General features: G+C 66.4%; 12 protein-coding genes and 1 pseudogene. 8 read left to right on the top strand and 5 right to left on the bottom strand.

Going from position 1 to position 12,164, the window contains the following annotated elements; translation table 11 throughout:
- The first annotated feature begins 288 nt into the window (after window positions 1–288).
- The 6 genes from ACSHXN_RS01960 (at window position 289) to ACSHXN_RS01935 (ending at window position 7,004) form a co-directional block, all read left to right on the top strand.
- Window positions 289–606: a hypothetical protein gene (locus tag ACSHXN_RS01960; RefSeq protein ID WP_438302497.1), complete on the top strand. Its 318-nt coding sequence runs from the start codon at window positions 289–291 to the stop codon at window positions 604–606.
- A 400-nt stretch (window positions 607–1,006) separates the two neighbouring features.
- Entirely contained in the window at window positions 1,007–2,938 is a 1,932-nt protein-coding gene (locus tag ACSHXN_RS01955) for an N-acetylmuramoyl-L-alanine amidase (protein WP_356113857.1), read from the top strand.
- Between the two features lie 190 nt (window positions 2,939–3,128).
- On the top strand, window positions 3,129–3,839 hold the full coding sequence (locus tag ACSHXN_RS01950; RefSeq protein WP_355136525.1) for an NAD(P)-dependent oxidoreductase: 711 nt from the start codon (window positions 3,129–3,131) through the stop codon (window positions 3,837–3,839).
- A gap of 575 nt (window positions 3,840–4,414) precedes the next feature.
- The gene (locus tag ACSHXN_RS01945; RefSeq protein WP_355136523.1) at window positions 4,415–4,987 is read left to right on the top strand and encodes a transcriptional regulator; all 573 of its coding nucleotides are present in this window, start codon (window positions 4,415–4,417) and stop codon (window positions 4,985–4,987) included.
- A 448-nt stretch (window positions 4,988–5,435) separates the two neighbouring features.
- Entirely contained in the window at window positions 5,436–6,047 is a 612-nt protein-coding gene (locus ACSHXN_RS01940; protein WP_355136521.1) for a DUF998 domain-containing protein, read from the top strand.
- Window positions 6,048–6,509: 462 nt separating this feature from the next.
- Window positions 6,510–7,004: a DUF6624 domain-containing protein gene (locus tag ACSHXN_RS01935; protein ID WP_438302496.1), complete on the top strand. Its 495-nt coding sequence runs from the start codon at window positions 6,510–6,512 to the stop codon at window positions 7,002–7,004.
- A 358-nt stretch (window positions 7,005–7,362) separates the two neighbouring features.
- Here ACSHXN_RS01935 and ACSHXN_RS01930 read toward each other — a convergent pair whose 3' ends face one another.
- Both ACSHXN_RS01930 and ACSHXN_RS01925 read right to left on the bottom strand, forming a co-directional pair.
- The gene (locus tag ACSHXN_RS01930; protein WP_438302495.1) at window positions 7,363–8,190 is read right to left on the bottom strand and encodes a class I SAM-dependent methyltransferase; all 828 of its coding nucleotides are present in this window, start codon (window positions 8,188–8,190) and stop codon (window positions 7,363–7,365) included.
- 113 nt (window positions 8,191–8,303) lie between these two features.
- The gene (locus ACSHXN_RS01925) at window positions 8,304–8,750 is read right to left on the bottom strand and encodes a MarR family winged helix-turn-helix transcriptional regulator (protein WP_355136515.1); all 447 of its coding nucleotides are present in this window, start codon (window positions 8,748–8,750) and stop codon (window positions 8,304–8,306) included.
- 726 nt (window positions 8,751–9,476) lie between these two features.
- Between ACSHXN_RS01925 and ACSHXN_RS01920 the strand changes: the two genes are divergently transcribed.
- Complete coding sequence (locus ACSHXN_RS01920; protein WP_355136514.1) at window positions 9,477–9,794, top strand: Imm51 family immunity protein; 318 nt, start codon at window positions 9,477–9,479, stop codon at window positions 9,792–9,794.
- Window positions 9,795–9,970: 176 nt separating this feature from the next.
- Here ACSHXN_RS01920 and ACSHXN_RS01915 read toward each other — a convergent pair.
- Window positions 9,971–10,299 (bottom strand): annotated as a pseudogene (locus tag ACSHXN_RS01915) (transposase); the annotation flags it as partial.
- 151 nt (window positions 10,300–10,450) lie between these two features.
- On the opposite strand from ACSHXN_RS01915, the gene ACSHXN_RS01910 reads away from it, so the two are divergent.
- Window positions 10,451–11,089: a LysE family translocator gene (locus ACSHXN_RS01910; RefSeq protein WP_438302494.1), complete on the top strand. Its 639-nt coding sequence runs from the start codon at window positions 10,451–10,453 to the stop codon at window positions 11,087–11,089.
- A gap of 39 nt (window positions 11,090–11,128) precedes the next feature.
- On the opposite strand, the gene ACSHXN_RS01905 is transcribed toward ACSHXN_RS01910, so the two are convergent.
- Entirely contained in the window at window positions 11,129–11,650 is a 522-nt protein-coding gene (locus ACSHXN_RS01905) for a transposase (protein ID WP_438306413.1), read from the bottom strand.
- A 26-nt stretch (window positions 11,651–11,676) separates the two neighbouring features.
- Window positions 11,677–12,135 (bottom strand): MarR family winged helix-turn-helix transcriptional regulator, encoded by a 459-nt coding sequence (locus ACSHXN_RS01900; RefSeq protein ID WP_355136512.1) that lies wholly within the window; start codon window positions 12,133–12,135, stop codon window positions 11,677–11,679.
- Window positions 12,136–12,164: the final 29 nt, after the last annotated feature.

Genomic DNA, 12,164 nt, shown 5'->3' with positions numbered 1-12,164 from the left:
CGAGTGGAACCGGCCGACGCGTCGGGGTTCAGTGGGCGAGCTCGGCTTTATGAGGTCGGTATGGGGTACGCAGGGCCCGCGGGGGAGAGGCAGGGCGACGGCGTCGCTCGAGACGGCCGGCCCGCCGCCCGGGGCAGGGCGGGCAGGTTGCGAAGGTATCAGACGTCCGGTCCGAAGCGTCGAACTCCGCCGGCTGCGGGGGAACCTCAAGGTCCCCATGCCCACACCTGCCTTGAGGGTCGCTACCCCGGCGCGCACGTGCGGACGTGAGGCTGACAGGTTTGAGGCATGCTGCTGCCCGTCGCCGGGGCTGCCGCGCCGCCAATGCGCAACGCTGACGCCTGCGTTGGGCCCTTGCGTAGTCACCTGCGTCAGGCGGTGCCGAACACCCCGGGTCAGGCCGGCCGCATCGTGGCCGGCGTCGACGCCGACCGGAACTGGCACCCGGTGCGCACCACGGCCGCCGTGGCGAACACCTTCACCGCGGAGTTCAAGAACCCGAAGCGGGACCAGGCCCCTGAGGGAGTTGGGCTGCGTATCAGTGCGACAGACAGTGAAGGCGACACCGTGAAGCAGACCATGCCCATGGCCTGCAAGGTGCACTGAGAGGAAGCGCCGCGACAGCGGTCAACTGACGGTCAGACCACAGACCGGGGCGAGACACGTTCTCGCCCCGGTCGCCTCAGGAGCTTGCCCATGGAGCGCAGTGCGTAGAATACTTGTGTCGTCAAGCAGGTGGTTGCGGTGATTTCCGTTGGCGCATCCCGGCGGCCGGCACAACGAAGTGGGCGGCTACGGGAGTTATCTGCCCTGAACCGCGGTCAAAACCTTTGAGACCGGTCAGCGCCGATCGGATCGTGGACATATCGCCGGATTCGGCCTTGTGGTCAGCCGCACAACATGGCGGCCTGGCACGGCCTCCGTGACATGTGCAGTCGCCTGGTGGCGCCCCGATCCCGGTGAGTTTGACAACCTGACCTCTGAACTTCCCCAAAGGAACAGCATCTTGCACAAGAGGAAAACGCTGCGGCGGTGGCCGCTCGCAGTTGCCGCGGGCGCACTGGCCGTTGGCGGCCTTGCGGTCCTGCCGATCACCGCGCAGGCGGACACCACGAGCGGCACACATGCCTCGCGGCAGCAGGACTTCGCTTCAGCGGCAGCGGAATACCGCATACCGGAAAGCGTGTTGCTCGGCTTGGCCTACCAGGAATCGGGATGGGAGTCGCACGGGGGACAGCCCAGTGCTGACGTCGGCTACGGGCCGATGCATCTCACCGACGTTACCGCTGCCATGGCAGCCGGTGGGGACGCCGGAGCGGTGGGGCGCAGCGACCTGGCGTCGATCGCCTCGAACCCGGCCCTGCATACCCTGCAAGCTGCGGCGAAGCTGACCGGATTGTCTGCCGAGGCTCTGCGTACGGACCCGGCTGCGAACATCCGCGGTGGTGCGGCATTGCTGGCCTCGTACGAGAAGCAGGTGACCGGCGGGACCCCGTCGAACCCGGCTCAGTGGTACGGCGCCGTAGCCCGCTTCAGCCAGTCCACGCAGAAGCAGGCCGCGGTGAGCTTTGCGAACCGCGTCTTCACCACGATCCGCGATGGAGCGGGCGGCGTGACCAAGGACGGTCAGCGCATTCGGCTGCATGCCGCGCCCTCACTGCGCCCCGCCACCGCCCAGGTGGACCGTCTGAACCTGAAGGCGTCGGCCTCCACGGACACCGAATGCCCGCCGATCGTGCTGTGCACGTTCGTGCCGGGTTCCCCCGCAGGACTGCAGGTATCCAACCGCCCTGCCAACGGAATCAAGATCAACTCCATTGTCATCCACGACCTGGAGTCCTCCTACGACGCCGGCGTCGCGGGCCTGGCCAACCCGACGAACGGCGTGTCGACGCACTATGTCATGCGCTCCTCCGACGGCGCGGTGACGCAGATGGTGCCCACCAAGGACATCGCCTTCCACGCGGGCAACTACTCCACGAATCTTCACTCGATCGGCATCGAGCACGAGGGTTACGCCGCGCAGGGCGCCACCTGGTACACCGAGGCGCAGTACGAGGCGACGGCCGACCTGGTGAAGTATCTGGCCTTCCGCTTCGGCATTCCGCTGGACCGCCAGCACATTCTGGGACACGACAACGTGACCGGCCCCAGTTCGTCCCTCGTCTCCGGAATGCACTGGGACCCGGGCAACGCCTGGGACTGGGACCACTTCATGCGGTTGCTCGGCGCACCGATCAGTGGCCTGCACGGCGTCGCACCGGTGGGCTCGGTCGTGACGATCGACCCCGACTTCGCCACGAATGTGCAGACCGTCCAGGTGTGCCCGTCCGACGACCAGCCCGGCGCCACGCCCACGTGCACGGACAAGCAGCAGGCATCGAACTTCGTCTACCTGCGGACCGCCCCCAGCGCCACGGCCCCGCTCTTCGGCGACCAGGCGATCCATGGGACCAACCCGGGCACGAACCGGATCAGTGACTGGGGCAGCACGGCGGAAGCCGGGCAGCAGTTCGTCGTCGCCGACCAGGACGGCGACTGGACCGCGATCTGGTACAGCGGCGCGAAGGTGTGGTTCTACAACCCGGGAGGCCAGAACGCCAAGCAGGCCCTCGGCGTGAAGATCATTAAGGCCGCGGGTACCAGCCCGGTGGCCGTCTACGGGTCGAGCTACCCGGACAAGGCGGAGTACCCGGTCGGCCTGGGAGCGTCCACGCAGGCTCCGCTGAACATGTACACGGTGCCGGTGGGCCAGGCTTACGTCGCCACCCAGCCGGCCGCCGCAACGGCCGACTACTTCGCCTCCAACGGCGCGGTCGTCACCGGCGCGAAGACGATGTACACGATCCAGTACAACCACCGTGTGGCCCTGGTGTACTCGGGTGACGTCACCGCAACTCCGGTGACCCAGCACTGGGAAGACGGCTCGACGAGCTGACGCGGGCTGTAGCCCTGACCTCTCGGAAGCCGGGGCGGGCCTGGTCCCGCCCCGGCGCCGAAGGTCAGGGCTGACACGCGGGTGAGGGCACCGCATCTGGAAATCGCCTCCAGGCCAATGTCACGCTCCGGCCGTCCCGCTCCTCCTGTTGACGAATGCGATCTCGAGGTCCTCGACAGGAGGCAGAACAGTGAACATCGTTGTTTTCGGAGCGAACGGCCCTACCGGACGGCTGGTCGTCGAGCAGGCATGTGCGGAACGGCATACAGTCACCGTCGTCACACGACACCCCGAGACATTCCCCTTGACAGGACCGTTGCTGCGGGTAGCGGAGGGCGACGTGTACGACCCCGTCGCGGTCGAGCGAGCGGTGGCAGGGCAAGACGCGGTCATCTCCGTGCTCGGTGTCCCGTTCGGCAAGAAGCCGGTGACCACGTATTCCACCGGCATCACCCACATCACTGAGGGCATGGTTAAGCACGGTGTCCGCCGTCTGGTCGCTGTGACCTCGACCGTGCTCTTCGATGAACCTGCACCCGGCGAGAACTTCTTCTTCAGGAAGGTGCTGGAGCCACTCGTGATGCGATTCATGGGGCGCACCGTCTATGACGACATGCGGCGCATGGAGGCGATCGTCCGCGGAACCGACCTGGACTGGACAGTCGTCCGTCCCGGCGGCCTGTTCGACGCGTCGGTGGTCAGTGACTACCAGGTCGGCGCGTCACGTCTCCCCGGCCGGTACACGGCACGGCCCGACCTCGCCCACGAGCTGCTGCGGCAGGCCGTCGACGACCGGCTGTCGCACGCGTACATCGACGTACGCACAACGCAGAACACGCCCAACGTCCTGGAGCTCATCCGCAACGAGGCGGTCAGCGACACGGCGGGCAAGCGCGTCTGACGACCACCTCCTCAGGCTGGAGCCGAGTAGTGCCCGGGCGAGGCACGTTGCGCTGCCGTCCGGGCTCTGAGTCAGGCCGCTTGCGCCAATCGTCTGCCGCGGTGTGCCAGTTCGGGCTTCTCTCCGGGCTCATTCGGCGAGTCGGGGCTGATGGCTCGGCGCACGTCCAGCGCTTCGTCGCATCTGTCGGTGACCACGGGCATCACGGTCCGCGCGTCCATCGCGAAGCAGCACTGTACCTGCGCGTGGAGCGTCCGCCGACGGCTCGGAACACGGTTCATCGACTGAATGGCCCGTATGGCGGCACCGAAGGGACGATCCTGGGTGTGCATCGATACCCGGGATACGTATTTTGGGCTCCATGCGTTCTACAAGCGCCTGGAGTTGGGCATGTTCGCCCTTGTGGTCAAGTGCCAATGGTCCCAACACTGATGGGGCCGCCAAGGAGTGCTGGGCTCGGAGGGTCGCTGCATCCCCACGTGCTCCCTGGGGCCGACTGCCGGTTCTGCCCTCATCGTGAACTGGCCGTCCCAAGCCCGTAGAGTGTTGTGTGACTCCAAGGACCGGAAGAGACGATGCCTGAACGGAATAAACAGTTCGGCCTCTATGGGGCCCGCGGCATCAAGGGTTACGAGGCCGTCGCCCGTCAATTGGATGCTCTCGGCGGTTACATCGTCACGCCCGCCACCACCCGCCGTGGCCTGCTGGCCCGCCTGCGCTATCTCACCCGTACCGACCATGCCCGCCAAGCGGCCCGCGAGGCCGGCCTGACGGTCACCGACCGCACTCTGAAGGCCTGGCTGGAGGGTAAACGCTCGCCCTCGCGCACCAACCTGGAGTGGATCGAGCGGGCGTATCGCGCCGTGCGGCGGGAGAACGTTGCCCGCTACCTGCTGGTCCGCCTCAACCGCGAGGGCCGCGGTACCAGGGTGGAGATCCATCCGGTCAACCAGTCGCAAGTCGTCCGGCCCCGTCAGCGCGTCGTGGACTTCCGCACGCTCAACGTTCGGAACTGGGACCGCATTGTGGAGGCGTGGGCGGCCGGGGACGACCGAGGCCTGGACGACGCGTGGGTCGAGAAGATCATCGACCTCGGCTCGCAGTGGGGGCAGTACGAGTACGTCACCAACATCGGCTTCGCCGCGTAACCCCACGAATTCAAGCACGAGGACCTGCACCGACATGAGCGGGTCGAGATACCTTCAGCCCAGGGCTTCCGCGTGCGGATACCGGAGCCTCTCCTCGGCAGGCGATGGACGTGGCGTTCGGTGCAGCACCACCCACGGGTACCGCACCTTTGACGCACTCGCCGTGCCCTGCCCCGGTCGGCGAGCACGGGACGACGGCAGTGGCTGTGCGCGGCGGCTGTTCGGTTTACGGTGTTGATCCTTACCCTCTGCAGCTGCAAGTGATGCGGGCCCGGCACGCCGACGTAAGCGCTGTAGAGGGTGGTGCCGTGACCGCGGTCGCGGTGGGCGAGGCGAGGTACCGATCGGGTAGACCACATCCACCTGGTCAGAGCCGCTGACCCAGGAGGCATCCCTCTTGTGTCAACTGGGGTTGACGAACCCCAGCCTGTCAACCTATGTTGACGGGATGGGGAATCGACTGCTGCTTGCCTGTGGGATGGCCGCCGGCCCTCTCTTCACCATCGCGTACTTGCTGGAAGGAGCTGCCCGACTGGACTACAAACCCCTCCGCCATCCCGTCAGTTCACTCGCCCTCGGTCGCGCTGGATGGGCTCAGACCGTCAACTTCCTCTTCGCGGGCTTGCTGTCGCTGGCCTTCGCTGTGGGCCTGTGGCATGTTGGGCCTTCCCACTGGGGTGCACTTCTGATCGGCGTCTGGGCCGTCGCTCTCCTGGGGGCAGGCGCCTGCCGAACAGACCCGGTAAGCGGTTATCCTCCCGGCACTCCGGATCAGCCTCAGAGCCCCACCCGCGCCGGGTCTCTGCACGACCTGTGCTCCCTCATCGGATTCCTTGCCCTGACCGTGGCGTGTTTCGTATTCGCCTTCTCCAACTCGCCCGGATGGGCGATCTATTCGGTCGTCAGCGGTGTGCTCTTCGCGACGACGATGGCGCTGGCAAGCGCCGCGTTCAGCCAGCATCAACGCTGGGTCGACCTCGGCGGACTGATCCAGCGCATCTCACTCACTGTCGGCTGGACCTGGCAGACGCTGCTCGCTGTGCACATCCTGCACGCCTGACGGTTCTCCCAAGACCCCCGTTCACGGTAGATCATCTTGCGATGGCGATGTGAGCACGGCTTCCGAGCCGTCCCGGACAGGCCCATTCACCGGGCTGAGGCCGCGGGTGTCGTCGACGGCTTAAAAGTGGGCCGGTAGCGACGCTCGAGCTTGCAGTACTGAAGGACAAGCTCGGACCAGTCCGGGTTGTGGTTCCGGTCGCCGCGCCGGTGCGGCTTTTGGTTCCCACGGCCGTAGCGCCTGGGCGTGCGGGTGGTATCCCGGAACGTGAGGCAGTCATCCCGATCCCGACTCGCCCGGTGCCGATCCTGAGGGGGCGTGTGATGTCGCAGAACGTGCCCACATGAGGAGCGGCCGTACTGCCTGCCGCAGGCCGGTACCGGCCTATGCTGCCGACTGACCAGCCAACAGGGGCTTGTAGTTGCGTCAGCCCTATCCGATTTACGAGCTGCGGGGGATGCCGTGAACCGTGAACTCGCCACCGAGCTGCGCTGTCGGGCCGAAGCGGATCGGATGGCCAGGCAACACTGGCTGGCGACGGGAGAGACCGGAGACCTTCCGCAGATCGATGCCTCCAACACCGCATGGCTCAAGGCCATCACCGCCGAGTACGGGTGGCCAGGGTTTTCCCTCGTGGGTGAGCAGGGGGCCGAGGACGCATGGTTGCTCGCCCAGCACGCTGATCGGGATGTGCCGTTCCAGAGGAAGGCCCTGAGACTGCTGCAGGGAGCAGTCTCCGTCGATGACGCCCGTCCTCGGCATCTCGCGTACCTGACGGGTCGTGTCCTGGTTGCCGACGGCCGGGCCCAGTTGTACGGCACCCAGTACACCCACGAGGCCGACGGCACGAGTCTGCGTCCCCAGCCGATCGCCGACCCCGAGCACCTCGACGAACGACGGGCAGCCATGGGCCTCGAACCCCACGTCGAGTACGACCAGCGCATGCGGGAAAAGTAACCTCGCGTACGTCAGCGCCCCCGCCTCCGCGGCGGGGGAAGTGCTTCGCACAGGCCGAAACACATGACGACTTGCAACACCTCGGTCCGCTCCCGACGGTGGGAAGACTTCCAGGCGCTGCCAGAAACCCGTCCCTGGATCAGCGTGGGGCAAGCCACGCAGGCACCTCCTTCAACGAATCCCGCAGGCGCATGGGGGACGTCCCTAAGGGGGGTTCATCACGCCGGTGAAGACGGCCGCCCAGGTCGTTGCCCGGCAGGCATGGAGAATCTCCTGCTCCCGGCTCCCTGAGTGAGACGGGGAGCAGTTCTGGTGGTGGGCTGTCGAGCATCATGGTGATGCAGCGTGCCTATCTGAGTCACGCTGTTGTTGTGGTGAGGAACTGTGTCTGGATCTGGACCGGTTGGTCGCCGATGGGCAGTCCGAAGTGGTCGACGGCGGTCACCTTGTTGGCGTTGTTGACCTGCCAGCCGTGCTGCTTGAGCTGGGTCAGCCAGGCGTCGCGGGTCTTGATGGTGTGCAGAGGGCCGGCGCCGTCGAACATCATGTCGTCCACCGTCGAGATGACGAGCGCGGAGTCGAGGCCGGCGGGGTGCACCTCGGCGGTGAAAGCCAGGGTGCTGCCCTGCGCGGCGCGGCTGGAGACGCCGGCGAGCAGTCGTTCCACGTCGCTCGGCTGAAGGAACAGGACGAGGTGTTCGCCCATGAAGAGGGTGGGCTTCTGGGCGTCGTGCCCGACGCGGGTGAGGACGTCGCCGACGTCGTCGGTCGCGAAGTCCACCGCGGCCAGGGTGACGCGGGTGATGTCCGTTTCCAGGGCTTGGAGGCGCCGCGCCTTGTCGGTGATGAGGTCAGGCAGGTCCAAGTCGAAGAACTGCACTCCGGAGTGTCTTAGCCGTAGTGCGCGGTCGTCGTAGCCGGCGCCGAGGTTGACGACCTGACGGGTTCCGGCCGCGATGGCGTCCAACACGAGCTGGTCGAAGTACGGGGCGCGGGGCGCCAGCAGGTCAAGGGACAGGGAGATGTCGCTGGGTTCGCCGCTTGAATCAATGGCCTGAAGTCCCTGGACGAGTGCATGCCCGGCGGCGGTGTCGCCGTCGGCAGTGTGCGGGCGGTCGAACTCGACGCGTCCGAGGGCGCACACCTCGCGAATCATGGTCAGTGTCGTTTCTGCTTGTGTCGTCATGATGACGCTCCTTTCCATGTTGAGCGGGCTCGTCCGGGCAGGTTCGAGGGCGCTTCGGCCTCTTGCCGACGCGATGCGTGATGGGTGTGGTTCTGGCGGCTTCGACGTGCGGGTCAGAGCTGGTCGAGGTGCGGCAGATCGGCGGCGATCTTGTTGAGGAGTGCTTGAAGGGTGGCTCGCTCCGCTGGGGTGAGGGGCGCGAGGATCGACTCGTCCACGGCGATCATCGCCTCCTCATGGCCGGAGATGAGCTCGATCCCGGCGTCGGTGGCGAAGACACGCTTACTGCGTTCATCACCGTCTTCGAAGCGGCGCTCGACGAGACCTCGCGCTTCGAGGCCGCGCAGGACGCCGGAGACATTTGCGGCAGTCGTCCGGGTAGCCTGTGCGATGTCGCGCTGGATGGCCCCGGGATGGTCAGTGAGGTAATCGAGCACGAATGCCTGCTGCATACTGAGTCCCCGGGAGCGGATCCACTCCTGCCCTGCCTGCATCTGAGCCCAATTGATCACTTTGAGCTGTTCAAGCGGACCGCTGGAAGTATTCCCGGGTGTGCCCATACCTCGAAGCTAACTGTTAAGTCGTTAACAGTCAAGCTGTCAACTGGTGTGCCGACAGCTCAGGGCCGTGCGATGCGGCGGCTGGGAACCTGCGGGCAGGGCCTCTTGGCCCACGCGGGCTGGGGGCCTGGCGTTCGTAGTCCCGGACGGCCCCGAATTCGCGAAGGAGGCGGTCCTCGTGGAGGGGGCGGCCGGGTATGCCGAGTACGTCGTTGATCCAGACGTGGCTGACGGGTACCACACTGCAGATGGCGTCGACTGCCGGGTCATGCCGGCGCTGACCCCGGTTCAGGGAACACCCACACGGCGTTCCAGCCGTTGTTGGCGAAGATCCGCGTCCCCAAGCTCGAGCCGGGCAAGCCCCGCAAGAAGCCGAGCAGTGTCGCGCCGGCAAGGCATACGGCAACGGGCCCTGTCGCGAGCAACTGCGGCGCCGGGACATTGGGCACACGATCCCGGAGAAGACCGACAGCCAGGCCACCCGCCTACGCGGGAGCTCACTAGGCGGGCGGCCGCCCGGCCTCGACGCAGAGCGCTACAAGAAGCGCAACACCGTCGAGCGCACCATCAACCGGCTCAGGCAGCAGCGAGCGGTGGCCACTCGCTGCGATAAGTACCACTACGCCTACCCAGTGCTGTGAACCGGGAAGGATCACCGGGATCGAGAGTGGTCAAGCGGGTTGATGGGTTGGGCGACCTCTGCCCTGGGCGTGGGAAGATCGCGCCGTGACCATCACACTGCATGACTTCGACGGCGAGCACTCGCTGACGCTCACTGCCGGTGACCTGGTCGCCGATGCTGCAGTAGTGGCCACCGGGCACGAGCCGAATGGGTACTTCTGGGAAGGGCTTGTGCAGTTCGCCTGGCCGGATATCGCTGAGCGCCTCGATTTCGACAGCGAGGGCGGCATGTTCTGTGCGGTCGGAAGCTCGAGTGACCTCGCGCGGCTCAAAGCCGCCCTTGAACCCGTGATCTCGAGCCCCAGCGCAGTTCGCGAGATTGTCGCCCGTGCGCAGACGTCAGGCTTCGAGTTCGACGACTAGGAGAGTCTCTCAGTAACGAGCAAGCGGCCCGCTGGCCGTGATCGATGGGATCGGTCGTGGCTGTCTGGTCGGTATCCGTGCAGCTGTGGCTGGGTCCTGTCCGGCGGGTGTTCGGCCGGCCGGGCCCGTGGCGTGGGTTTGGGGCCTGGCCGGTCAGCCGGCGAGCCCGGTTGGTCCCGGCGTGCCGGGCGGAAGTCCGGTTCCTGGCCGCCGGCCGGGAACCGGAATGCGATGTCGTCGGCCAGACGGCGCTCGATTGCCCGGGAGGAGCGGACGCCGGTGGTGTAGCCGTAGACGAGCAGGCGGAGCATCAAACGCGGATCACAGCGTGGGAACCCGCGCTTCTCGGTGAAGTCCGCACCGCCAGGACGGGCGACAGGTCGAGCACGTCGTCGGCCAGGTCCGCGACGCACCGGGCCAGGTGGTCCTCGGGCAGCCAGTCGTCCAGCGGCGGCGCTAGCAGCAGCACCTGGTGCGGGTCGAAAGCCCTGAATCGCTTGTTCACCGCTGCTGGACGAGCCTACGACCGCTTCTACTCGACCGGATCGGTCTCGAACAGGCCATTCGCATCACGCATGGCGGGATCGTCCCGCAGGAATGATCACCGGACCCACGCGGGGTTGTCGCGTACCAACTCGGGCTCCTAGCCTGACGGCATGCTGGGTATCGGGCACTTCTGGGCCTTCCTCGCCGTGGTCGCTGTGCTGATCGCTGTGCCGGGGCCGAGCGTGGTGTTTGTGGTCGGGCGCGGGGTGACACTCGGGCGGAGGGCGGCGCTGGCCACTGCGGTGGGTAACAACGGCGGGGTGCTGATCCAGGCCGTGCTGGTGGCCTTCGGGTGGGGAGCCGTCGTCGCGCAGTCGATCGTGGTGTTCTCGGTGCTGAAGTTCGCAGGCGCGCTGTACCTGGTCTATCTCGGCGTCCAGACATGGCGGCATCGCGGGGAACTGGCCGCCACGGACGCACAGCAGCGGCCACCCACGAACGTACGACGCATCGCCTGGCAGGGTTTCGTTGTCGGAGTGAGCAATCCGAAGGGCTTCCTGATCTTCTCGGCCGTGCTGCCCCAGTTCGTCAACCGCTCAGCCGGGCACGTGACGCTGCAACTCCTGCTCCTCGGCATCGTCTGCGCCGCTGTCGCTCTGGTTTCCGACTCGGCCTGGGGGCTCCTCGCCGGAACGGCGCGTGGCTGGTTTCGCGGGTCGCCCCGCCGCCTGTCCGCGATTGGTGCAGTGTCCGGGACGGTGATGGTCGGCCTCGGGGTCCGTCTGGCTCTCACCGGGAACGACGTGTGACGACACAGCGGATACTCGAAACGTCGCGGGTGTCGTTGGTTACTGAGACAGGCTCCTAGCGCAGTGACCCGAAGTTTGCCGGGTGGAGGCTGAAAGCCGAAGGGGTGTGCCGCCCCAGCGGATGTGTTTCTCGCTGCGGATGCCGGCGCGTTCACCGTCGGTGGGCGCCGCGAATGTCGGGGCGGCGCGGTCTTGTCGCGCCAGCGCCGGTAGGCGCGCAGAGCCGGGGTCTGGACTGTGTGGTTGGGGTGGTTCGAGTTGGCGAGAGTGAACTGACGCAGGGGGCCTGAAGTGGGCCTTGATCGGGTTGGCCCAGGACGCGTAGGTCGGGGTGAAGCAGAGTGCGACCTTGTCCCCGTCTGCCCAGCGGCGGATCCGCCAGTTCAGGTGCGCGGACAGGTTGTCGAGGATCGCGTAGATCGGGACGCCGTCCGGGCAGGCCGCGTGAATCGATTGCAGGGCCGCCCAGGTGTGGTTGATGCCCTTGCGTCGGCGGACCACACCCCAGAGCTGATCGTCACCGACCGAGTACCCAACGGGACCACGAAGGCACCCGCACATCCGCAAGCGCTCGGACAATGAGTTGACTACGAGTCGGGCGCTATGCGCTGGAGCACTTCTGCAGCTGCGGCGATGTCACAGCCTTCCAGGCGAGAGAAGATATGCCGTCGCACGCTCGCGAGGTTGGTGGGCCACGATTGCTTCAGAAGTGTCCATCCGGCGCTGGTGAGGACGGCGAGCAAGGCCCTTCCATCATCGGGAGCCTTCTGCCGTATCACCAACGACTGGGACTCCAGCCGGTTCACCACTCTGGTCATGCCGCTCAGGGACAGCCCGCACACGTTGGCGAGCTCACTCATCCGCATCTGGTTGTGCGGCACTTCTGAGAGTTGGAAAAGGACCGTGTACTCGGTACTGGAAATCGAATGTTCTTCAAGCATGTCCGCATCGACGAGTCGGGGCAAGAGTGCCATTACTCTGCCGAGAGCTCGTAGGAAGGCCTCCTCATCGCGATTGAGGGGCTGGATTTTCGTCGCGTCTGCCATGGGCACAGTGTAAATGGCCGGCCTGGCCG

This window comes from Streptomyces sp. HUAS TT11 (assembly GCF_051553595.1).
Lineage (GTDB): Bacteria > Actinomycetota > Actinomycetes > Streptomycetales > Streptomycetaceae > Streptomyces.
Note: the sequence above shows the minus strand (reverse complement) of the source record. Positions and strands in the feature narration are given on the sequence as shown.

Excerpts from the sequence above, each read along its gene's own strand:
- ACSHXN_RS01960 (WP_438302497.1), top strand. The coding sequence starts at position 289 with ATGCTGCTGCCCGTCGCCGGGGCTGCCGCGCCGCCAATGCGCAACGCT.
- ACSHXN_RS01900 (WP_355136512.1), bottom strand. The coding sequence starts at position 12,135 with ATGGCAGACGCGACGAAAATCCAGCCCCTCAATCGCGATGAGGAGGCC.
- ACSHXN_RS01905 (WP_438306413.1), bottom strand. The coding sequence starts at position 11,650 with ATGTGCGGGTGCCTTCGTGGTCCCGTTGGGTACTCGGTCGGTGACGAT.
- ACSHXN_RS01925 (WP_355136515.1), bottom strand. The coding sequence starts at position 8,750 with ATGGGCACACCCGGGAATACTTCCAGCGGTCCGCTTGAACAGCTCAAA.
- ACSHXN_RS01940 (WP_355136521.1), top strand. The coding sequence starts at position 5,436 with ATGGGGAATCGACTGCTGCTTGCCTGTGGGATGGCCGCCGGCCCTCTC.
- ACSHXN_RS01930 (WP_438302495.1), bottom strand. The coding sequence starts at position 8,190 with ATGACGACACAAGCAGAAACGACACTGACCATGATTCGCGAGGTGTGC.
- ACSHXN_RS01945 (WP_355136523.1), top strand. The coding sequence starts at position 4,415 with ATGCCTGAACGGAATAAACAGTTCGGCCTCTATGGGGCCCGCGGCATC.
- ACSHXN_RS01910 (WP_438302494.1), top strand. The coding sequence starts at position 10,451 with ATGCTGGGTATCGGGCACTTCTGGGCCTTCCTCGCCGTGGTCGCTGTG.